At 64.7% G+C, this 21,997-nt stretch carries 22 protein-coding genes and 2 pseudogenes; 14 read left to right on the plus strand and 10 right to left on the minus strand.

What is annotated here, in order from left to right; translation table 11 throughout:
* The 3 genes from ACOJSJ_RS08480 to nadB all read left to right on the plus strand — a co-directional run.
* Nucleotides 1-437 (plus strand): MmcQ/YjbR family DNA-binding protein (locus ACOJSJ_RS08480; RefSeq protein ID WP_420144546.1); only part of this gene is annotated, 437 nt, incomplete at its 5' end.
* 67 nt (nt 438-504) lie between these two features.
* Nucleotides 505-1,431 (plus strand): ABC transporter ATP-binding protein, encoded by a 927-nt coding sequence (locus ACOJSJ_RS08485; RefSeq protein WP_420144547.1) that lies wholly within the window; start codon nt 505-507, stop codon nt 1,429-1,431.
* Between the two features lie 103 nt (nt 1,432-1,534).
* On the plus strand, nt 1,535-3,139 hold the full coding sequence (gene nadB, locus ACOJSJ_RS08490) for an L-aspartate oxidase (protein WP_420144548.1): 1,605 nt from the start codon (nt 1,535-1,537) through the stop codon (nt 3,137-3,139).
* 60 nt (nt 3,140-3,199) lie between these two features.
* On the opposite strand, the gene ACOJSJ_RS08495 is transcribed toward nadB, so the two are convergent.
* Entirely contained in the window at nt 3,200-4,060 is an 861-nt protein-coding gene (locus ACOJSJ_RS08495) for an alpha/beta fold hydrolase (protein ID WP_420144549.1), read from the minus strand.
* Nucleotides 4,061-4,235: 175 nt separating this feature from the next.
* Between ACOJSJ_RS08495 and ACOJSJ_RS08500 the strand changes: the two genes are divergently transcribed.
* The 11 genes and pseudogenes from ACOJSJ_RS08500 to ACOJSJ_RS08550 all read left to right on the plus strand — a co-directional run bounded on the left by ACOJSJ_RS08500 (nt 4,236) and on the right by ACOJSJ_RS08550 (nt 15,131).
* The gene (locus ACOJSJ_RS08500) at nt 4,236-5,402 is read left to right on the plus strand and encodes a serine hydrolase (RefSeq protein WP_420144550.1); all 1,167 of its coding nucleotides are present in this window, start codon (nt 4,236-4,238) and stop codon (nt 5,400-5,402) included.
* A 62-nt stretch (nt 5,403-5,464) separates the two neighbouring features.
* Entirely contained in the window at nt 5,465-6,715 is a 1,251-nt protein-coding gene (locus ACOJSJ_RS08505; RefSeq protein WP_420144551.1) for a glycosyltransferase family 4 protein, read from the plus strand.
* A 6-nt stretch (nt 6,716-6,721) separates the two neighbouring features.
* The gene (locus tag ACOJSJ_RS08510; protein ID WP_420144552.1) at nt 6,722-7,246 is read left to right on the plus strand and encodes a sigma-70 family RNA polymerase sigma factor; all 525 of its coding nucleotides are present in this window, start codon (nt 6,722-6,724) and stop codon (nt 7,244-7,246) included.
* Nucleotides 7,236-7,961, plus strand: coding sequence for an anti-sigma factor family protein (locus ACOJSJ_RS08515; RefSeq protein WP_420144553.1), 726 nt, complete (start codon nt 7,236-7,238; stop codon nt 7,959-7,961). Before ACOJSJ_RS08510 ends, ACOJSJ_RS08515 begins: the two co-directional genes overlap by 11 nt.
* Nucleotides 7,962-8,059: 98 nt before the next feature.
* The gene (gene polA, locus ACOJSJ_RS08520) at nt 8,060-10,849 is read left to right on the plus strand and encodes a DNA polymerase I (RefSeq protein WP_420144554.1); all 2,790 of its coding nucleotides are present in this window, start codon (nt 8,060-8,062) and stop codon (nt 10,847-10,849) included.
* Nucleotides 10,850-11,257: 408 nt separating this feature from the next.
* Complete coding sequence (locus tag ACOJSJ_RS08525; protein WP_420144555.1) at nt 11,258-12,133, plus strand: TIGR00730 family Rossman fold protein; 876 nt, start codon at nt 11,258-11,260, stop codon at nt 12,131-12,133.
* A gap of 196 nt (nt 12,134-12,329) precedes the next feature.
* Nucleotides 12,330-12,725: a hypothetical protein gene (locus ACOJSJ_RS08530; protein WP_420144556.1), complete on the plus strand. Its 396-nt coding sequence runs from the start codon at nt 12,330-12,332 to the stop codon at nt 12,723-12,725.
* A 51-nt stretch (nt 12,726-12,776) separates the two neighbouring features.
* Entirely contained in the window at nt 12,777-13,463 is a 687-nt protein-coding gene (locus ACOJSJ_RS08535) for a pyrimidine 5'-nucleotidase (protein ID WP_420144557.1), read from the plus strand.
* Nucleotides 13,460-14,299, plus strand: coding sequence for a 2,3,4,5-tetrahydropyridine-2,6-dicarboxylate N-succinyltransferase (gene dapD / locus ACOJSJ_RS08540; RefSeq protein ID WP_420144558.1), 840 nt, complete (start codon nt 13,460-13,462; stop codon nt 14,297-14,299). The genes ACOJSJ_RS08535 and dapD overlap by 4 nt, the downstream gene beginning before the upstream one ends.
* Before the next feature lie 108 nt (nt 14,300-14,407).
* Nucleotides 14,408-14,710: pseudogene (locus ACOJSJ_RS08545) on the plus strand (hypothetical protein); the annotation flags it as partial.
* A gap of 85 nt (nt 14,711-14,795) precedes the next feature.
* A complete protein-coding gene (locus ACOJSJ_RS08550) occupies nt 14,796-15,131 on the plus strand; it encodes a winged helix-turn-helix domain-containing protein (RefSeq protein ID WP_420144559.1) in 336 nt (111 codons plus the stop codon).
* 4 nt (nt 15,132-15,135) lie between these two features.
* Here the strand turns inward: ACOJSJ_RS08550 and ACOJSJ_RS08555 are convergent, their stop codons facing one another.
* From ACOJSJ_RS08555 to ACOJSJ_RS08595, 9 genes and pseudogenes are all read right to left on the minus strand, one after another.
* Nucleotides 15,136-16,122 (minus strand): DUF2891 domain-containing protein, encoded by a 987-nt coding sequence (locus ACOJSJ_RS08555; RefSeq protein WP_420144560.1) that lies wholly within the window; start codon nt 16,120-16,122, stop codon nt 15,136-15,138.
* Nucleotides 16,119-17,054, minus strand: coding sequence for a DUF979 domain-containing protein (locus tag ACOJSJ_RS08560; protein WP_420144571.1), 936 nt, complete (start codon nt 17,052-17,054; stop codon nt 16,119-16,121). The genes ACOJSJ_RS08555 and ACOJSJ_RS08560 overlap by 4 nt, the downstream gene beginning before the upstream one ends.
* Nucleotides 17,054-17,740 (minus strand): DUF969 domain-containing protein, encoded by a 687-nt coding sequence (locus ACOJSJ_RS08565; protein WP_420144572.1) that lies wholly within the window; start codon nt 17,738-17,740, stop codon nt 17,054-17,056. Before ACOJSJ_RS08565 ends, ACOJSJ_RS08560 begins: the two co-directional genes overlap by 1 nt.
* A 30-nt stretch (nt 17,741-17,770) precedes the next feature.
* Entirely contained in the window at nt 17,771-18,349 is a 579-nt protein-coding gene (locus ACOJSJ_RS08570) for a LuxR C-terminal-related transcriptional regulator (RefSeq protein WP_420144561.1), read from the minus strand.
* A 107-nt stretch (nt 18,350-18,456) separates the two neighbouring features.
* Nucleotides 18,457-19,050, minus strand: coding sequence for a nitroreductase family protein (locus ACOJSJ_RS08575; RefSeq protein WP_420144562.1), 594 nt, complete (start codon nt 19,048-19,050; stop codon nt 18,457-18,459).
* A gap of 69 nt (nt 19,051-19,119) precedes the next feature.
* Nucleotides 19,120-19,287: a hypothetical protein gene (locus ACOJSJ_RS08580; protein ID WP_420144563.1), complete on the minus strand. Its 168-nt coding sequence runs from the start codon at nt 19,285-19,287 to the stop codon at nt 19,120-19,122.
* Between the two features lie 93 nt (nt 19,288-19,380).
* A complete protein-coding gene (locus ACOJSJ_RS08585; RefSeq protein WP_420144564.1) occupies nt 19,381-20,310 on the minus strand; it encodes a LysR family transcriptional regulator in 930 nt (309 codons plus the stop codon).
* A 291-nt stretch (nt 20,311-20,601) separates the two neighbouring features.
* Nucleotides 20,602-21,429: pseudogene (locus tag ACOJSJ_RS08590) on the minus strand (cell wall hydrolase); the annotation flags it as partial.
* A gap of 18 nt (nt 21,430-21,447) precedes the next feature.
* Nucleotides 21,448-21,927 (minus strand): winged helix DNA-binding protein, encoded by a 480-nt coding sequence (locus ACOJSJ_RS08595; RefSeq protein WP_420144565.1) that lies wholly within the window; start codon nt 21,925-21,927, stop codon nt 21,448-21,450.
* Between the last annotated feature and the right edge of the window lie 70 nt (nt 21,928-21,997).

Genomic DNA, 21,997 nt, shown 5'->3' on the forward strand with positions numbered 1-21,997 from the left:
TGATCGCGGAGCATCAGCTCTATTCCCGCACGCTCGCCGATTTCGTCACCCGCGATCGCCAGCCCGACTGGCTGCTGAACAAGGTGCGCGAAGCCGCGCTCGCCCTGCCGCAGGCGGATGAGGTCGTGTCCCACGGCATGCCCTGCTTCGGCATCGAAAAGGGCAGGAAATTCGCCTATTTCACCCGCGACCATCATGGCGACGGCATCATCGCCATCCTCGTCAAGACCAGCGCGCCGGAGGAACAGGCGACGCTGATGGAGGCCGATCCGGCCCGCTATTATCGCCCCGCCTATTTCGGCAATGACTGGGTCGGCATCCGCCTCGACCTTGGCGATACCGACTGGGACCATATCGCGGGACGGCTGCGCGCCAGCTGGCGTCAGGTCGCACCGAAAAAGCTGCTGGGCCTGATGGACGTCGCCGATCAGTTCTGAAGAGTTTGCGCCCAAGCCAGCCCTCTCCCCTCTTCCTTTCGCGCGCCGCGATCCCCATAGAGCAAGCATGACCGACACCGCCACGCCCGCTATCGAGATCCGCAACCTGACCAAGGTCTATAAGGGCGGCAAACGCGCGCTTCAGGGGATCGACCTCACCATCCCGCGCGGCCAGATCTACGGCCTGCTGGGGCCAAACGGCGCGGGCAAGTCCACCACGATCAACATTCTGGCGGGCATGGTGAACAAGACGGCGGGCGATGTCAGCATCTGGGGCTTCGACATCGACGCGCACCCCCGCAATGCGAAGAATTCGATCGGCATCGTGCCGCAGGAAATCGTCTTCGACCCCTTCTTCACGCCGTTCGAAACGCTGGAAAATCAGGCAGGCTTCTATGGCGTGCCGAAGGATCGCCGTCGTTCGATGGAATTGCTGCGCGCCGTCCATCTGGATGACAAGGCGAACGCCTATGCCCGCACGCTGTCGGGCGGGATGAAGCGCCGCCTGCTGGTGGCCAAGGCGATGGTCCATTCGCCGCCGATCCTCGTCCTCGACGAACCGACCGCGGGCGTCGACGTGCAGCTGCGCCAGCAGCTATGGGCCTATGTCCGCGAACTGAACGCCATGGGCGTCACCATCGTCCTCACCACGCATTATCTGGAGGAGGCGGAAGAACTGTGCGATCGCATCGGCATCATCAACAACGGGCAGGTCATCACCGACAAGCCGACCCGCGAACTGATCGCCATGGCGCAGGAAAAGGTGGTGCAGGTGACCGTCGACCGCGATGTCACGATCGCCCCTGACGCCCCCTGTTTCGAAAAGGTCGAACTGTCGGGCGACCGCACGCTCACCATCACCTACATGAAGGACCACGCCAATGCGGGGCAGGTGTTGAGCGCCGTGCAGGCGAGCGGCCTTGCCATCGTCGACGTCGTTACCCGCGACCCCGATCTGGAGGATGTCTTCCTCAACCTCACGACGGCGGCCTAGCCCCACCGTTCGATTAGAGCCTGTCGAGAACCATCGCGCGGTGGTTCTCGACAGGCTCTAATCGAACGGGATAGGGAAAGGCACCGAACAATCGAGAAGAATAATGCCCACCATCACCCATGACGTCATCATCATCGGTTCCGGCGCAGCGGGCCTGACGGCCGCGATCAACCTGGCGCAGGATCGCAAGGTGCTGGTGGTGGCGAAGGGCGCGCTGGATGGCGGGTCCACCAACTGGGCGCAGGGCGGCATCGCCGCCGTGCTGGACGCGGGCGACAGTTTCGAAGCGCATGTCCATGACACGATGGTCGCGGGCGCGGGCCTCAACACTCTGGAAACGGTCCAGTTCGTGGTGTCCGAAGCCCCCGCAGCGATCGAGCGGCTGGCCGACCTCGGCGTCCCCTTCAATGGCGGCGAAGCGTTCGGCAAGCGCTGGGATCTGACCCGCGAGGGCGGCCACAGCCACCGCCGCATCGTCCATGTCGACGATGCCACCGGCCATGCGGTGCAGGTCGCGCTGCTCAAGGCCGCGCGCGCCAATCCCAACATCACCCTGATGGAGGATATGGTCGCCATCGACCTCATCACCTCCCGCCATGGGGAACGCTATTCGGGCGACGGCCATGTCTGGGGCGTCTATGCCTTCAACCGTCGCACCGATCATGTCGACGCGCTGCTCGGCCGGGCGACCATCCTGTGCACCGGCGGCGCGGGCCGCACCTATCTTTTCTCCACCGCGCCGCGCGGCGCGACCGGCGACGGCATCGCCATGGCCTGGCGTGCGGGGTGCCGCGTGTCGAACATGGAAATGAACCAGTTCCACCCGACCTGCCTCTCTAATCTGGAGGTCAAGAATTTCCTGATTACCGAAGCGGTGCGCGGCGAAGGCGGGCATCTGAAGCTCCCGCCCGGCGTGCCGGGCGGCGGCGAGCGCTTCATGCCCCGTTTCGATTCGCGCGCCGAACTCGCCCCGCGCGATGTCGTGGCCCGCGCCATCGACCATGAAATCAAGCGGCTCGGCCTCGACTATGTCCATCTCGACATCAGCCACAAAGACCCGGAATTCGTGAAGCATCACTTCCCGACCATCTATGCGCGGCTGCTGGACCTCGACATCGACATTACCAAGGAACCGATCCCCGTGGTCCCGGCGCAGCATTATACCTGCGGCGGCGTGGTGATCGACCTTGACGGTCGCACCGACCTGCCCGGCCTCTATGCCGCGGGCGAAGTCAGCGAAAGCGGGCTGCATGGCGCAAACCGTCTGGCGTCCAATTCCCTGCTCGAATGTTTCGTCTTCGGCGAAGCGGCGGCCAAGCATATCCGCGCCCATTGGGACAGCCTGCCGCCTCCGCCGCCGATCCGGCCATGGGATGAAAGCCGCGTCACCAACAGCGACGAAGAAGTCATCGTCCAGCATAACTGGAAGGAAATCCGCCGCTTCATGTGGGACTATGTCGGCATCGTCCGCACCACGAAGCGGCTGGAACGCGCCCAGCATCGCATCGACCTGCTGTCGAAGGAAGTGGACGATTATTACGGCAATTTCCGCGTGACGCCCGACCTCATCGAACTGCGCAACCTGCTGGAAGTCGCGCGGCTGGTGGTGCGATCGGCGCTGCATCGCAAGGAAAGCCGGGGCCTCCATTACACGCTCGACTATCCCGAAACGCTGGCCGACGCGGTCGACACGGTGCTGGCGCCTTAAAGCCTTCTGTTTTCCGCATTTTCAGAGCCAGCAGATGACGCCATCTGCTGCGAAAATGCTCTAGCCGCCCCCGCCCAGAAAATCCTTCAGCACCGCGTTGAACCGCGTGGGCTGGTCCGCCATCACCATATGGCCGCTTGGCCCCAGCGGTTTGAGGATCGCGCCCTTCCTTGCGGCATAGGCGCTCTGGAAACTGCGGGTGATGCCCGCCGCCTGCTGCGGGTCGCTGCCCACGGCATAGACCACCTCCAGCGGCACGGCGATCCGCCCCAGTTGCGGCCCCAGATCGACATTGGCCAGGTCGCGCAGCGCATTGGCGATGACGTCGGGGTCGCTGCCCTTCGCGCCGGGCGCCTGCGCGACGATCTGCGCCAGGTATCGCCGCCCGGCCTGCGTCCCCGTAAAATATCCGCTCAGCTGATCCGCCAGATAACCCATGCCGCTGGCCGTTCCGCCGACCATCGCCGCCCCTGCGGGCAGCATGTCGACCACCATCACCCGGCCCGCGATATTTTTCAGGCCCAGCAGCATCGCCAGCGTGCCGCCCATGCTGTGCCCGACGATCGCGGGCCGCTTCAACCCCGCCGCCCCGGCATAGCGCGCAATTTCGTCGGCGATCGGCTGGAGCAGCGCGCCGCTGGCATTCGCGTCGGGCGCCAGCCCGGCAAAGCCGCGCACATGGACCAGATGATAGCGATAGCCCGCCACCCCGCCCAGCACCCCGTTCCAGATGCCCGGACCACTGGCCAGACCGGGGATCAGGATGACGTCGCGTCCGGCGCCCTGCCCCGTACCCCGTACCGTCATCGCAATGCGGCGCGACGTGTAGGGCGCGGCCTGCGCCGTCCCGCTCCACATCATGCCACCTGCCGCCAATGCGCCCGTCATCAGCGCGCGCCTGTCCATCATCCCGTCGGTCATGGCGTCCCTTCTGCCCATTTCGCCCTGAACCGCAACTGAGCGATGGGACGCGCCATCGGGCGGTTGGGTCGTTCAGCCTCCTTACATCGCATTTGTAGAATCATTCGTCGCACGGGCATTGCCGGATCGGCCATGGTCCGCCCCTATGGTCGGCAAGAGAGTGTCGGGGACGCAGATGACATCGAATAAACGCCGGGGCGCTTCTGCGCGTCTGGTCCTGTTGATGGCGGCATTGTCCGCCTGTGTAAGCGCACCCGAACCGCGCCGGGCGCAGGCCGCAGCCCCGTTTCCGCAAAAGCCCCAGCCCCCTCAGGCGCAGGCAGGGCGCCCCCAACCTACCACAAACAGCTGGCCGATCCGCCCGGTCGCCAATCCGCCGCTGCCCTATCGCGACGTCGACCAGAATGAAGCACCGCCCCCCGCGCTGGTCAGCGTCGTGCGCAATCTGGGGCAGAGCTTCAATGGAAAGGTCGGCATCGCCGTCCGCCGCATCGGCGCGGACTGGACCGTGGCATGGAATGGCACATCGCTGTTCCCGCAACAGAGCGTGTCGAAACTCTGGGTATCGATGACCTTTCTCGACGCGGTGGATCGCGGTAAGCTGCGCATCACCGACACCACCACCATCACCCGCAACGACCTGACCCTGTTTCATCAGCCGAGCGCGGCGCTGGTGGCAAAGGATGGCGGCTGGACCACCAGCTATTCCGACCTGATGCGCCGGGCGATGACGCAAAGCGACAATACCGCCAACGACACGCTGCTGCGCGCGGTCGGCGGGCCGGATGCGGTGCGCGGTTTCCTGGCCAGGCGGATGATCAAGGACATCCGCTTTGGTCCGGGCGAACGGCTGCTGCAATCGGCGACGGCGGGCCTCGACTGGCGACAGGATTATTCGGTCGGCCGCAATTTCTACGCGGCCCGGTCGCGCCTGCCCATGTCGGTGCGGGTGAAGGCGCTGGACAATTATCTGGCCAGCCCGCCCGATGGCGCCGCCCCCTCCTCCATCGTCGCCGCGCTGGCGAAGCTAAAGGAAGGACAGATGCTGTCGCCCGCATCGTCCCGCCTGCTGCTGTCGGTCATGTCGGAAGCCAAGACCGGTCCGCAACGGATCAAGGGTGGGGTGCCGCCGGGCTGGTCGTACCTGCACAAGACCGGCACGGGGCAGGATCTGCCGCCGCGCTCCACCGGCTATAACGACATCGGCATCATGACCGCGCCCGACGGCACCAGCTATGCCGTGGCGGTGATGATCGGATCGACCACCGTGTCCATTCCGGAACGCTGGGCGCTGATGCAGGGTCTGGCAAAGGCCGTCGCGGCCAACCACGAAAAACACTGATCGCCCCCGCATCGGAATAAAGCACGCGGGAATAAGCGCCGGGCGACAGGCGTATAGGGGGAATGAATGCCCCCTTTGCCCAGCCTGACCATTCCCGCATCATCCCCATCCGCCCGGTCGCGCGCGGTCATGCGCCGATCCGCATCGCCCTGTTTTCGGGCAATTACGACTGCGTCCGCGACGGCGCGAACCGTGCGCTCAACCGCCTTGTCGGCCATCTGCTGCACCGGGTCGGCGCACAGGTGCGCATCTATTCGCCCACCGCGCCCAGACCCGCCTTCGCCTCCATCGGCGATGTTCATTCCGTGCCATCGCTCAGCCTGCCCGGTCGCCCCGAATATCGGCTCGCCATCGGTCTGACGCGCGGCGTGAAGCGCGATCTGGCGGCATTCGCGCCCGACATCGTGCATCTGTCCGCACCCGACATTCTGGGCCGGCAGGCGCAGACATTCGCCCGCACGCACGGCATTCCGGTCGTCGCCAGCCTGCACACGCGCTTCGAAACCTATCTCGATTATTATCGGCTCGGCTTCCTGCGCGGCGTGATGGAACGCTATCTCGACCGTTTCTATGGCGATGCCGACTGCATCCTCGCCCCCACGCCGCCGATCCGCGACGACATGGCGGCGCGCCATGGCGCAAGCAGCGTCGCCATCTGGGGGCGCGGCATCGACCCGCATCAATTCAACCCGGCGCTGCGCGACCCTGCGCTGCGCACGGCGCTCGGCTATGAAGATGGCGACATCGTCCCCCTCTTCTTCGGTCGCCTCGTGCTGGAAAAGGGGCTGGGCGTCTTTGCCGACACCATCGCCGCCATGCGCGCGCGCGGCGCCAGCGTCCGCCCGATGATCGTGGGCGAAGGCCCCGCCCGGTCATGGCTGGCGCAGCGCCTGCCTAATGCCAGTTTCATGGGGCATCTGAGCGGCACCGACCTTGGCCGCGCCGTCGCCAGCGCCGACATGCTCATCAACCCCAGCGTCACCGAAGCGTTCGGCAACGTCAATCTGGAGGCGATGGCGTCGGGCCTTGCCGTCCTGTCCGCCGACGTTTCCAGCGCCAGCAGCCTGATCGACGCGGGGCGCACCGGCCTGCTCCTGCCGCCCGCCGATGCGGCGGCCTATGCCGGCGCCGCCGTCGGCCTGATGGCCGCGCCCGCCCGCATGGCCGCGATGCGCCAGAATGCGGCGACCGCCGCCAGCCGCCATCGCTGGGACGATGTGCTGCAATCGGTGGCCGATGCCTATCACCGGCTGCTGGGTCGCCCGGTCCCGCTGGCGATCCCCGCTTGCCCCACCCGCACCGGCACGGGATAAGCGCCGATGATGGACGATCCGCGCAACATGGAGGCCGATCTGCTGGCGATGCGCCGTTATGCCCGTGCGCTCGCCCGCGACGACAGCGACGCCGACGATGTGGTGCAGGACGCGCTGCTGCGCGCCATCGAACGGCAGGAAACCTATCAGCCCCATCGCAGCCGCACCCGATGGCTGCTGGCGATCGTCCATAATGTCTTCATTTCGGGCAAGCGTAGGCAGGCGGCCGAAATCCGCCGCGACGAACATTTCGCGCAAACCCTGTTGTCCAGCATCGACCCGCAGCAGGAAGAACAGGTGCGGCTGACCGAAATCGCGCGCAGTTTTGCCGCGCTGCCGGACAATCAGCGCGCCGTGCTGCACCTGACAGCGATAGAGGGCATGAGCTATCAGGCCACGGCGGATCTGCTGCACATCCCGATCGGCACGGTGATGTCGCGCCTGTCGCGGGCGCGCGCGGCTCTGCGCGAAGGGGAAAAGGGAACATCCCGGCCGCATCTGCGGCTGGTGGGAGGACAAGATGACCAATGATGTGAACGCGCTGGAAATCGACGCCTATGTCGATGATCAGCTCGACCTGTCCCGCCGGTTCGTGGTGGAAACCCATTTGTCGCGCCATCCTGATCAGGCGGCGCGGGTCATGGCGGACCTGTCCAGCCGCAGCGCCCTGCGCCTGATGGCCCCGCAACCCGATGCGCCGCCACAGGCGATGGCGGATGCGGCCGCCCGCATCAGCGGGGTTCCCGCCCGTCCCCGCTGGCGCCGCGCCATGCCGCTGATCGCCCCGCTGGCGGCGGCGGCGGGCCTTGCCATCTTCTTCCTGCGTCCCGACGGTCCGCCCGATTATGTCGATTATGCCGTCAATTCCCATCGCATCGCGATGATGCGCGCCGCCATGGTGTCGCAGGTCGAAACGCCCCATTATAACGCGCAGGAAATCGCGACCAACACCCGCATCGCCATGCCGCAACTCCCCACCGACTGGCGCGTGACCGACGTTCAGCTGTTCCCCACCGAACGCGGCCCGGCGCTGGTGATCGCGGTCAAGACGCAGGACGGGCAGGACTTTTCCCTCTTCGCCCTGCGCGATCGCAGCCGCGCGCCCGAACGGCCCGACGCAGTGCAGGAAGGCACCGAATCGGTCGCCTACTGGCGGCGCGGCGACATGTCCTATGCGCTGACCGGCGCGACCGAACCCGGCCTGATCGACGCCACGGCGGAAGCTTTGACGCGCAACTGGTCCTGAAGGCTGGAGGGGGTAGACGTTAAGGGACTTTTTTGTCGCATCGCTAGAGCAGAAAACCGGTTCCCACTTTTCTGCGCGATGCTTTATCGCTCTGGCCCATGACCCAGAATCATCTCTACCTCGTCGACGGCAGCGGCTATATCTTCCGCGCCTATCATCAGCTTCCCCCGCTCACCAACCAGCATGGCCAGCCGGTGGGCGCTGTCTATGGCTATACGACGATGTTGTGGAAACTGGCGGAGGAACTGGGCAAGGCCGAAGGACCGACGCATCTGGCCGTCGTGCTGGACAAGGGGTCGCACACCTTCCGCAACGACATGTATGATCAGTATAAGGCGAACCGCCCGCCCGCGCCCGAAGATCTGGTCCCGCAATTCCCCATGATCCGCGACGCGACCCGCGCCTTCTCCCTTCCCTGCATCGAGGAAGCCGGATTCGAGGCGGACGACATCATCGCCAGCTATACCAAGGCGGCGGTCGCGGCGGGCTGGCATGTCACCATCGTCAGTTCCGACAAGGATCTGATGCAGCTGATCCAGCCCGGCGTCGACATGTACGACACGATGAAGAACGAACGGCGCGGCGCGGACTATGTCGTCGGCAAGTTCGGCGTGCAGCCTGAACAACTGGGAGACGTGCTGGCGCTGATGGGCGACAGCGTGGATAATGTCCCCGGCGTCCCCGGCATCGGTCCCAAGACGGCGGCGAAGCTGATCACCGAATATGGCGGTCTGGAAGCCGCGCTCGAAGCAGCCCCTTCGATGAAGAAATCGAAGATGCAGGAAAACCTCATCGCCCATGCCGACATGGCCCGCCTGTCGCGCAGGCTGGTGGCGCTGCACGACGCGATGGACCTGCCCGAACCGCTGGACGATCTGACGCTCAAGGGTATTCCGCCCGAACCGTTGCAGGCATTCCTGTCGCATCATGGTTTCAAGACGCTGCTGAACCGCCTTGGCGCGCCCGCAGCCGCCGCCGCTGTCGCGATGGCCGCCACCGCCGCCACGCCCCAAAGCACCGCGCCTGCCGCACCCGCCCCGGTCGAAGAGCCCGCCATCGATCGCAGCCTCTACGAAACGGTCGTAAGCGAAGACGCGCTCGATCGCTGGATCGCCGCCGCCCGTGCCGAAGGGCTGGTCGCGGTGGATACCGAAACCGACATGCTGGACGCCGTGTCGTGCCAGCTGGTGGGCATCAGCCTTGCCACCGGCCCGAACGCGGCCTGCTACATCCCCGTCGGCCATGGCGGCACGGACATGTTCGCAGAGCGCCCGCAGCAGCTTGACAAGGCACTGGTCCTCTCGAAACTGAAACCCCTGCTGGAGGATGACGCCGTCCTGAAAATCGGCCAGAATCTCAAATATGACATGACCGTCCTGCGCCGCCATGGGATAGAAATCGCCCCTTATGACGACACCATCGTCATGAGCTTCGACCTCGACGCCGGACAGTCGCTGGCCGGACATGGCATGGATGAAGCCGCCCGCACCCACCTCAACCATGAATGCATCAGCTTCAAGGAGGTCGTGGGCACCGGCAAGAGCCAGATCAGCTTCGCCGAAGTCCCGCTGCCCCGCGCCACCGAATATGCGGCGGAGGATGCCGACGTCACGCTGCGCCTGTGGAAACGGTTCAAGCCCCGCATCGCGAACGAAGGCGCCAATCGTGTCTACGAACTGGTCGACCGGCCGCTGGTCGGCGTGATCGCGGCGATGGAACATCGCGGGATCAAGGTCGATCGCGAAGCCCTGTCGCGCCTGTCCGCCGAATTTACCGCCGGGATCGCCGCGCTGGAAACGGAAATCCACGACATCGCCGGACAGGCCTTCGCCATCGGCTCTACCCAGCAACTGGGCGCGATCCTGTTCGACAAGCTGGGCTATAAGGGCGGGAAAAAGGGCAAGTCGGGCGCCTATTCGACCGACGTCACCATCCTTGAGCAGTTGAAGGCGCAGGGCGCGCCGATCGCGGCCAAGGTGCTGGAATGGCGGCAGCTCTCGAAACTCAAATCCACCTATACCGACGCGCTTCAGGCGCAGATCAACCAGGATACGGGCCGCGTCCATACCAGCTATTCGCTGACCGGCGCACAGACCGGCCGCCTGTCATCGACCGACCCGAACCTTCAGAACATCCCGATCCGCACCGAATTCGGTCGCCAGATCCGCCACGCCTTCGTCGCGGAACCGGGCAATGTCATCCTGGCGGCGGACTATAGCCAGATCGAACTGCGGCTGGCCGCCCATATGGCGGACGTTCCCGCGCTGCGCGACGCCTTCGCCAATGGGGAAGATATTCACGCCGCCACCGCGCAGCAATTGTTCGGGGAGGTCAACCGCGACACGCGCGGCCGGGCCAAGACGATCAATTTCGCCATCCTCTACGGCATTTCGCGCTGGGGCCTCGCTGGCCGTTTGGAAATCAGCGCGGACGAGGCGCAGGACATGATCAGCCGCTATTATGAACGCTTCCCCGGCATCAGCATCTATATCAACGAAACAATCGAAAAGGCGCGGGAACGCGGCTATACCGAAACGCTGTTCGGGCGGAAGACATGGTTCCCGCGCATCAAGGCGTCGGTCCAGCATGAACGGCAGGGTGCCGAACGCGCCGCGATCAACGCCCCCATTCAGGGGACCAGCGCCGACATCATCAAACGCGCCATGGTCCGCATGGGACCGGCGCTGGAAGCGGCGGGGCTGGGCGACGTCCAGATGCTGCTACAGGTGCATGACGAACTGGTGTTCGAACTGCCGGAAGGCGATGTGGACGCAGCCAGCGCCATCATCCGTCAGGTCATGGAAAGCGCTGCCGAGCCGATCGTGAAGCTCAGTGTTCCGCTGGGCGTGGAAATCGGAACGGGGCCAAGCTGGGGCGCCGCCCATTGATCCGGCTGGCCGGTCGCGTCCGGCGCTGACCCGCCATCCCTGCCCGCATGCCGATATGGTTTGGCATGCGGGCAGGAACCGGGATGGGAAAAGGGTCGGCCGATCGCGCCGCCCATCACCTGTCCTACAGCCCCCCGATTTGCGATAATCGGGGCATGAGGCCCCCGCATGACTTCGACTTTTCGATAGGATCAGCCTCCAGCAACAAAATGTCCAAATAAGCGGGAAATGTGCGAAGTTAGAGAATTTCGAAGTCATCTGAAACAGACGACGGCTCGCACAATGCGGTAAACAAAGACATGCAGAGCATGATCCGATTCAATCCAGTCGGGTCATGATCTAAGCGACTGCGCTCAGGCTGTCGAACCGGACTTGGTTTTGTCACCGCGGCGCACTAAGTTGACGCAAATGACGAAAAAAGAAATCGAAGAACGTAAATTCCGCCCGGCCCGCGAAGAGGCCCATGACGCCAAAAAGCAGCTTGGCACCCCCCAGACGCAGAGCGCCGCCTACAAGCTCGCCTTTCAGGATACCGACTTCCTGCTGCGCGAAGACCTGCGCCCCGTCCGGTTCCAGCTGGAACTGCTGAAGCCCCAGTTGCTGATGGACGAAGCGAAGATCGAATCGACATTCGTCTTTTACGGCTCCGCCCGCATCCCCGAACCCGATCAGGTGCAGATGCGCATCGACGCGGCGACCACCCCGGAACAGAAACGCATCGCGCAAAGTCTGGGCGCCAAGGCCCGCTATTATGAAGAAGCCCGCAAACTCGCGCGGATCGCGGCGCAATATCCGGTAAACGCGGCGGGATGCCGTCATTTCGTGGTCTGTTCGGGCGGTGGCCCCTCGATCATGGAAGCCGCCAATCGCGGCGCGCAGGACGTGGGCCAGACGACCATCGGCATGAACATCGTCCTGCCGCATGAACAGGCGCCCAATCCCTATGTCACCCCGGAACTCAGTTTCCAGTTCCATTATTTCGCCCTGCGCAAGATGCACTTCCTGCTGCGCGCCCGCGCGCTGGCGGTGTTCCCCGGCGGGTTCGGCACGTTCGACGAAATGTTCGAACTGCTGACCCTTATCCAGACGGGCAAGATGAAGCCCATTCCCATCCTGCTGTTCGGCAAGGATTTCTGGACCCGCGTGGTGGATTTCGAGGCGCTGGCCGACGAAGGGGTGATTTCGCACAGCGACCTCAACCTGCTGACATGGGTCGAAAGCGCGCAGGACGCGTGGGATGCGGTGCAGGCCTTTTATGAGGATAGCGAAGCACCCGCCTGCTGATCGGAGCAGCGAACGCAAAAGGAAGACGGATGGCGCACCGCTGCCTTGGCGGCGTCATCCGCCTATGCCATTGCTGATGCAAAGCACGATCATCGGGAGGCGGCATAAAGCGGGGGCAGTCGGTGTGCATTGGCGGAGCTGGCCGTCGCGTTGATCTCCGCGACCCCCGGTTCCACCAAACTTAGCAGCTTGTCATGTGGAGCGACCTGAAACCGTCCTGTGGACCTACAGTTTCACAACCGTGCCGAAAAATCCCGCCGTGCCTTCTCGACAGGAATGGGGCTGCGTATCGGTGGCCCAGCTGGGCGAGATGCAGCGTGAGCTGATCAGAGGCCCCGGAAGCGATCAATATCGCCCGGTGTCGATTGACATGAACACGCCATCCGCTGCGCGCTTCACGCTCCATTGCCCGCCCATCACCATCCCGCAACTGGGGATCAAGGCGCCGGGCGCGGACCTGCCCGGCCGGATCGAACGGACGCGCGGCGAAGATCATTGGACCGTGTCGATCATCATGCCCGGCGCGCCAGGCGGCGCGCCCGCATCGGTGTGGCAGCATGAATATCGACGACTGAGCGACTGTCAGGGCTGAACCGCCCTATCCATGCTTGCCCTTGACCGGTTCCGACATTAGGGCGCGGCCATGCCCGGCGTCCCTTCCCCAGTCGACCTGTCCCATGTCGATACCTGGATCTTCGATCTGGACAACACGCTCTATCCGGCGAAGGCGGACCTGTTCGCGCTGATCGACGTCAAGATGGGCGAGTTCATTCAGGGCCTGCTGGGCTGCGATCCCGTCGTCGCACGGCAGACGCAGAAACGCTATTTCATCGAACATGGCACCACCCTGTCGGGCCTGATGCACCATCATGGCATCGAACCGCGCGCTTTCCTCGATTATGTCCATGATATTTCGATGGACCGGCTGGTGGTCGACCCGACGCTCAACGCCCATATCGCCGCCCTGCCCGGACGCCGCCTAATCTTCACTAATGGCGATGCCGCCTATGCGGGCCGCGTGCTGGACAGGCTGGGCCTTACCGACGCGTTCGAACTGATCCACGACATCCATGCCTGCCGATATATCCCAAAGCCCGATCCGTCGGGCTATGCGCAGCTGTGCCGGGTGCATGGCGTCGATCCGGCCCGCGCCGCCTTTTTCGAGGATATGGCCCGCAACCTGAAACCCGCCAAGGCGATCGGCATGGCGACCATCTGGGTCAATAACGGTTCGGAAAGCGGCAACCACGATCATCATCCCGATTTCATCGATTATGAAACCGATCATCTGACGCCATTTCTGGCCAAAATCACTGGGGAAGCAGCATGAGCCAAGACCTTATCGCCACCATCGACGCCGCGTGGGAAGATCGCGCCAATGTCAGCCTTCAGACGCAGGGCGATGTCCGTCAGGCGGTCGACAAGGCGCTGGCCATGCTCGACAAGGGCGAACTGCGCGTCGCAGAGCCGACCGCGGAAGGCTGGCAGGTCAACCAGTGGGCGAAGAAGGCCGTGCTGCTGTCCTTCCGCCTCAATGACAATGTCATGATCGACAATGGTCCGGGCGCTGGCCACTGGTGGGACAAGGTGCCCAGCAAATTCGCGGGCTGGGACGAAGCGGCGTTCCGCGCCGCCGGTTTCCGCGCCGTGCCGGGCAGCTTCGCCCGCGCGGGCGCGCATATCGCCAAGAACGTCATCCTGATGCCCAGCTTCGTCAATATCGGCGCTTTCGTCGATGAAGGCGCGATGGTCGACACCTGGGTGACGGTGGGCAGCTGCGCGCAGATCGGCAAGAATGTCCACCTGTCGGGCGGCGTCGGCATCGGCGGCGTGCTGGAACCGCTTCAGGCGGACCCGGTGATCATCGAGGATGACTGCTTCATCGGCGCGCGGTCCGAAGTCGTCGAAGGCGTGCGCATCGGCAAGGGTTCGGTGCTGTCGATGGGCGTGTTCATCGGCCAGTCGACCAAGATCATCGATCGCACCACCGGCGAAATCTTCATGGGCGAAGTCCCACCCTATTCGGTCGTCGTCCCCGGTTCGCTGCCCGGCAAGCCGTTGCCCGACGGCACGCCCGGCCCCAGCCTCTATTGCGCCGTGATCGTGAAGCGCGTGGACGCGCAGACCCGGTCGAAAACCGGCATCAACGAACTGCTGCGCGACTGATCGCGCCATGACGTTGGGGGCTGTGCCATGGCGTGGCCCCAACGATCCTTTTGCCTCCACCGGGGCGGGGACGGCTTTGCCGCAACGGCAGCGTCCTTGGGGCATATGATGGTTCCGCCCGATCGCCACAGCCCCGCCCGCCTGCTCATCGTCGATGGCGACGCGCGCCTGCGCAACGAACTGATCGCCCTGTTCGCCCGTTACGGGCTGGACGCGACCGACGTTCCTTGCGCTGCGCAGATGCGCGAACGGCTGGCGCTCGAAGATTATGCGCTGGTGGTGCTGGATACCGGCGTCGCGCCAGATCAGGGCGCTACGCTCATCACCGAACTGGCGATCGGCCGCCGCTTGCCCGTGATCGTGCACAGCGCCGCCTGCGATGAAGCCGGGCGTATTGCCGCGCTGGAAATGGGGGCGGAAGATTGCCTGCACAAACCCGCCAATCCGCGCGAATTGCTGGCGCGGGTGCGCGCTGCGCGGGTGCGGCAGGCCGGTCATGGATCGCAAGGCGACGGGCAGCTTCGCATCCTTCGACGGCTGGCGCATGGACATGACCACTGGCCAGCTGCTCAGCCCGGTCGGCGCGCCCGTCGCCCTGTCCGATGGCGAATTCCAGCTTCTGCGCGTCTTCATCGAACATCCCCGGCAGGTGCTGGATCGCGCGCGCCTGCTCGACCGGGTCTATGGCGCGAGCAGCGAACATTTCGACCGGTCGATCGACGTGCAGCTATGCCGGCTGCGGCGGAAACTCAGCGTCGGTGGCCTTAAAGGCCCCGTCATCCGCACCATCCGCAACGAAGGCTATATGTTCGTGCACGCCGTGACGCACTGACCCGTCATTCCAGCGCCAGCAGCGCAAAGGTGGCGAGCCAGTGTTCGCCCATATAATCGCCCGCGACATGCGGCAGGCTGGCGTCGATATGAACATGGGCGGCCCGTTGCGCCCGGTCGGCCACCGCGCCCGGCCCCAGCGCCGCCGCGATCCCGCGCCAGCACCATGCCCGGCTGAGGTTCAGGCCATCGAGATGCGCGATCTTGCCGTCGCTGCGGTCCGATACGGTGGCTGGCGTGAACAGCGTTGGCGGTTCCCCCCGCGCCGCATCGGGCAGAAATGCGTGGAACCAGTCGGCAAAATCGGCCGGTTCCAGCAGGCGGCTCATCAAAAATGCCTCGCACAGTGCGGGCGACAGGAATTCGTCGCCCCCCGGCTCCCACGCCTGACAGGCGCGATCCTGTCCGAACCAGCCCAGCGCCTTTTCCCCGATCAGGGCGGCCAGCGCAGGATCGCGATCCCGCGCCCATTCCAGCGTCAGGATCAGCGCGAAGGCTATGTTGAAATGGGTGCCGACGCGCAAAGGGTAAGTGAGTTTGGGCAGGAACACGTGGAAACGCGCGGCAAAGGTCTGCGCCAGCGGCGCCAGAGCGTCGGCCCACGGCCCGTCATGCCGCGCCAGTTCGGCATGCAGCGCCATCGCCCAGCCCCAGCCATAGGGCCGTTCGAACCCGCTGCTGAGCGACCGGTCCAGATAGGCCAACTCGCCCGCGACCTTGTCCGGCACCAGCATGGCGTCGGCGCGGGCGCGGATCGCATCCGCCTGCGCCATGGCGGGAAACAGACGCTTCAACCGCATCACCTGCCACCATCCATGGACGCAGCTATGCCAGTCGAAACTGCCATGGAAGATCGGATGATGGTTGCGCGGCGGACGGGCATCGTGCGGCCCGGCCATCACCAGATCCATCTTGTAGGGATATTCCCGCCCCAGATGCGACAGGGTCAACGCCGCGAAACGATCCGCGATGTCGGGGGTCAGAAGAGTCATCGAAAAGCCAGCCAGTAAATGAGGAGGATGTTGACGATCAGCAGCGGCAACGCCGTGCCGATCTGCCGCTTGATCACACCATGCTTGTCCCTGAGTTCGAGCAGCGCGGCGGGGACGAGGTTGAAGTTCGCGGCCATCGGCGTCATCAACGTGCCGCAGAAACCCGCCAGCATGCCGATGGCGCAGATGACCGCCGGATCGCCATGATAGGTTCTGATGAGCAGCGGCACGCCGATCGCTGCGGTTATCACGGGGAATGCGGCGAAGGCATTGCCCATGATCATGGTGAACAACGCCATGCCCACGCCATAGGCGACGACCGCACCGATCAGGCTGCCCTGCGGGATCGCCTGCTGCACGATGCCGCCCACGACATCACCCACCCCCGCCAGTGCAAAGACCGCGCCCAGGCTGGCCAGCATCTGCGGCAGGATCGCCGCCCAGCCGACACAGTCCATCAGCCGCCTGCCCTGTTGCAAGGGCACCTGCGCCCCGGTGCGCAGCCACAGGCATCCCACCGTCATGGCGATCAGCACGCCCAGCGCCAGCGCGATCAGCGTCGCCTGTTTGGGATCGAACCAGTCCGGCGCGGCCTTGAACAGGAAAGTACCGACAAGGGCGGTCACCGGAATGATGAGCGCGATAGCGAAAAGGCGGTTGCCGAACTGATCGCTGCGCGCCTGCCGCACGGCGACCGGCACGGCACCATCGCCCCGGCCCAGCCCCAACGCGCCCAGCGCCACGAGGCCGAGCACCAGCACGCCATTGCCGATGTCGCCCAGCCTGTCGCCCGCCCACATCGACACCGCCAGCAATGCCCAGAAAGCGGCCGTCGTCCAGCGGCGGGGATTGCCCCGGTCGCGCATGCCCAGCAGCGCAAAGGCGGCGAAGATCACCCCGGTCACACCATAAACCCAGTGCAGCGTGACCATCATTTCACGCCCGCGTCATCACGTGTGCGCTGCGCGTGAAGGCGACGGTCGAGGCGCCAAAGACGAAAGCCGTGGATCAACAGCGCGGCGACCGCGCTGGGAATGGCCCACACCGACAGCTGAAGCGGTTCCAGCACAATGCCATATTGTTCCAGCAGTCCCTTGATCAGCAGGATCGACCCGATGGCGAGAAAGATGTCTTCGCCAAAGAACAGGCCGATATTGTCGGTGGCGGCCGCCCATGCCCTCACCTCTTCACGGTCCTTGTCGGACAGCGTGCCAGCCTGCGTTTCCGCCGCCGCCTCGGCGATCGGCGCGACCAGCGGCCGGACGGTCTGGGGGTGGCCGGCGACCGATGTCAGCCCGACAGCGGCCAGCATCTGCCGCAATATGAAGTAGAATGTCAGGAACCGGCCCACCGTCGCGCCGCGCATCTTGGCGATCAGGCCGCGCGCCCGTTCCTGCAGTCCGTTCGCCTCCAGCAGGCCGACGACCGGCAGCACGATCCAGATGATGCTGACATAACGCGCATCGTTGAAAGCCTTGCCAAAGGCGGCAAGGATCGCCAGCGGATCAAGCCCCGCCGCCAGCCCGGTCACGGCCGCCGACACCAGAATGACCAGCAGCGGATGAAAACGCAGCAGAAACCCCGCCACGATGATCGCGATGCCCAGCAACACCATCAGTCGCGCCCGCCCCCGCGCCTGCCAGCCATGTCAGAAGCCCGCCTCTATCGCGATGCGGATCGCTTCAGCCGCGCTGCGCACGCCGAGGCCCCGGAACATCGCCGCCCGGTGCATCTTCACCGTGCGTTCGGTCAGGCCCAGATCATAGGCGATCTGCTTGTTGAGCTGTCCCGCGGCCATACCCGACAGCACGGCACGCTGGCGATCGGTCAGCGCCTCTATCAATGAGGCGGCATCCACGCGGCGATCGACGTCCACTTCGCCCACCGCCATCTGCGACCCCAGAAACCAGTGCAGGCTGCCGTCGGGACCAAAGATCGGCGCGATCATCACCGCATTGCGAAACGCCGACCCGTCCTTGCGATAATTGAGCAGTTCGACCAGTATCGGCCGCCGGTCGAAAATGGCGGTGCGGATCGCGGCGATGCCGCTATTTTCCGTGCCCTCACCGGACAGGAACCGGCAGTTGCGGCCCACGATTTCGGCCTCGCCATAGCCGGTCAGCGCCATGAAGGCATCGTTGCACGCAACGATGGGATTGTCGGGCAGCCGGGGATTGGTAACCACCGCCGCGACGGCGCTTTCGGCAATCATTTCGGGCAAGGACATGAAGGATGGGCACTCATGGTGGCGGGGCAATGCCGCCAGACATGACGGCCTGTCCCCATCGTGCCCAAATTGCCCCCCCGCCGCAAGGCAGGGGACCATTAACTGCGTCAGGCCGCGAAATTACCCGGATGGGCGAATTCCGCAATGTCCTTGCGATCGCTGGGAAATTCGCGCGATTGCAGGGCTTCGGGCAGGATCGACTTGTCACCCTGACGCCCGATCGCGACGGCGGCTTCGATGCGGAACCGGTCCGGCACGGCCAGTTCGACCCGCGCCTTGTCGAAATCGACGCCGGTCATGCCATGGGTGTGATAACCAAGCCGCGTCGCCTGCAACGCCAACAGCGCCCATGCCGCACCCGCGTCGAAACTGTGGCTGTGCGAAGGCTTGAAATCCTGCGATCCCGGCGCCGCGCTCAGCGTATCGGACAGAACGAAGATCAGCGCCCCGGCATGCTGCACCCAGCTCTGATTGAAGGGCAGCAATATGTCCAGAAAACGCTGCCAGTCGGCGCTATCGCGATGCGCGTACAGAAACCGCCAAGGCTGATAGTTGAACGCCGACGGCGCCCATCGTGCGGCATCGAAAATAGTGTCCAGATCATCCTGCGATATGGCCGATGAATCGAAGGCGCGGGGCGACCATCGGTCGAGGAACAGGCTGTCGACGGCGCGGGTCGTCGCGCGGGGCGTGGTGGCCATATGGTCTCCTGAAGAATCAAGCGATGGAAAGGACGGCGACTATCGTCCGGTCACACGCGGCAGGTCAATTCAGCGTTGCGCGTGAACCCGGCGGTCGGACAGAGGAACCAGCATGTCGGCATCGCGTTCGATCAGCACCACGGACGGTTCGCGCAGCAGCGTCTGCGCCAGCCGATCCCGCCAGCGCCCGAATAGCCCGCCAGCGACGTAACCGTCCCGATCCCGTTCACCCTGCATATCCGCTCCATGCCGAATCATGCGGCTTATCTAGCGATCTTATAGACTATCGTCGTACAAGCAATGCTGACGGACCGGACAGAAATTTTTGGGTCAGATGTCGCCCATGCCATCCTGCGCCTTATCCTGCGCGCCCAATGCAACGAACTGGTCGAGCAGCCAGGATGCGGCCGGACCGGGTGGCGTATCGCGCCGCCAGATGCCCGAAAAACGATATGTGCCACCACTATGGTCGGGCATGGCGAGGCGGACCAGCGTCCCTGCGACCAGATCCGCCTCGATCATCGGCAACGGCATATTGCCCCAGCCGATCCCTTCGCGCAGCAACGCATGTTTTGCGCCCAGATCGGCCAGCCGCCATGTCTTAGGACTGGTCACGGCGAAATCGCGTCCTTCGGTAAAGCGCGACCGGTCGCTCAGGACCAGCTGGATATGATCGCGCCCAGCGCCCGGCGCGATGGTCGTCATGCGCCCCAGCGGATGGTCGGGCGCGGCGACCGGCACCATCAGCACCGATCCAGCCGCCATGCCTTCAACCCCCTCCACCCCGGCCGAAAGCGGCCCGGACACGCCGATCACCGCTCGCCGGTCGAGCACCATGGCGGTGATCGCGCCCAGCGCCTCGACATGCAGACGCAGCTGGACCGTGGGAAATTGCGTGGCAAATGCGCGCAGCAATTTGCCCAGCCGTTCGGACGGCAGCATCACATCGACCGCCAGGTCGATCTCCGCCTCCAGCCCGTCGAGCAGCCCCTTCACCTTTGCCCGCAGCCCGTCGATGCCATCCGATATGGTCCGCACCTCGCCCAGCAAAGCACGCCCTGCCACCGTCAATTGCGGCTTGCGCGTTCCTTCCCGGTCGAACAGCGTGACGCCCAGCTGCGCTTCCAGATTGGCGATGCCATAGCTGATGACCGACACCGCCCGGCCGAGCTTCCGCCCCGCAGCGGCAAAGCTGCCGGTATCCACGATGGTCAGAAATATACGGAGCTGGTCGAAGGTCGGGGTGCCGGGATGATTCACTGTTCCATTGCCTCGAACGATTGCCGCATCGTTCATTCCTGCTTTCAGGAAAGGCGCAGGGCGTCAATGCGAATCCGGGGCATCCCTGCCGGTCCGTGGGCCGAGCGCGATCAGCGTTGGGGCCGGTTGCGCGTCATTCTGCACGCTTTCCACCGGCGAACCGTGCCGGATGGCAACCGGCAGGGGCATGGTGGGCGCCGGGTTCCAGCTTTTGGCCGGAGAAGGCGGAACGGCGGTGTCGACCTCGCTTATCGGGTCGCGCACTTTTTCAGCAGACAACATCGCGGTCGCCAGCGCTGTTTCATCCCGATGGGCTGGAGACAGGCGCGCAATGCGCAAAACGGTCGGTTCAACCCCGCTGACGCCACGGACAAAGGCAGCGGGCGTACCCCACCATCCTGACCAGCGGAAAAAGAGATGCGTGCCCACCTTGGTGGTCTTGTCGAGGCTTTGGCTCCAATAGGGCACCACCCAGTCGGTATGATAATGGGTGGCCAGGCCGACCGGACGGAACACCGCACCACCGATGGCGGCGCTGGCGATGGTCCGCGCGCGCGTCCATGCGGCCGACGACGGCGTCCGCGCAAGCGCGCCGTCGCAGCTGAAAGTGAACTGGCATCCGGTCCGCCGTTCCTGCCCCTGAAATATCACGCCGCAGATCGTATTGGGGAAAGCGGGATGCCGGACCCGGTTCAGCACCACCTGCGCAACGGCACGTTCGCCTACTGCATCGTCGCCCGCTTCATAATATTGGGCAGCGGCCAGACAATCGATGGCGCGGTTCAGATCCCCTGCCCCGCCGGTAAAGCGAAAGGGCAGCGCCGCCGGATTGGATCGGTCGGCAAAGGGCACGGCGGCATTGACCGCACGCGCCCGGTCGGCGTCAATGGCGTAAAGCCGCGGCGGTTCGACCACAGGCGGAGCAGATGATGGCCGGGACGGAGCGACGGGCGACGGCAATATGCCATGCGGCGCGGCCGGCATCTGCCGTCCCATGCGCAATTCATGCCGCCATCCCGTCAGGACCGGCAGCGCCGCAAGGACGATCAGCCAGATCAGCAACCGCGCCAGCGCGGTCGCTGTCCGGCTGTCAGACGCTGTGCCGGTCCCGCTCGCCATCGACCGGCACGCTGGACGTCAGTTGCAATCGCGCAGACCGTTGCCGGTCCGGCGCGGGGCCCTAGGGACGAAGGATATGGGCCGGACCGGTCCGCCATGGCCCGGCGGATCGCCGACCTCGAACAGGTGGTGCAGGAAAGCGACCATTGCTTCCCGCCCCCTGATCGTCAGGTGCACCAGCATCCGGCGATGGTCCATCGGATCATAGCGACGGAAAATCAGTCCTGCTTCTTCCAGCCCCTCCAGCCTTCTGATGGTGCTGGTCGCGCTTTCGCCGGAAATCGCCATGGTTTCCTTGACGCACATTTTGCGCCCTTCCTGTTCGATGGCGAACAGTTCCAGCATGATGTCCCATGCGGAATCCCGGAATACATTTTTAGGAAAATGTTTCGAACAGTTGAAACGTGCCTGCTGCGTCTGGCGGGCCAGCGATAGCAGCGAAGGGTCGGCCTGACAGCCGTCCGACGACAATGCTCTGCTCTCCTCTCGCGAGGCCATATCACTACCCCTGATAGCCACGGAATATCAGGGAGGCTGCGCCTGTCTTCTTAACAAGCTGTAAAGAGCG

The organism is Sphingobium sp. (genome assembly GCF_048594625.1).
Taxonomy (GTDB): Bacteria; Pseudomonadota; Alphaproteobacteria; order Sphingomonadales; family Sphingomonadaceae; genus Sphingobium.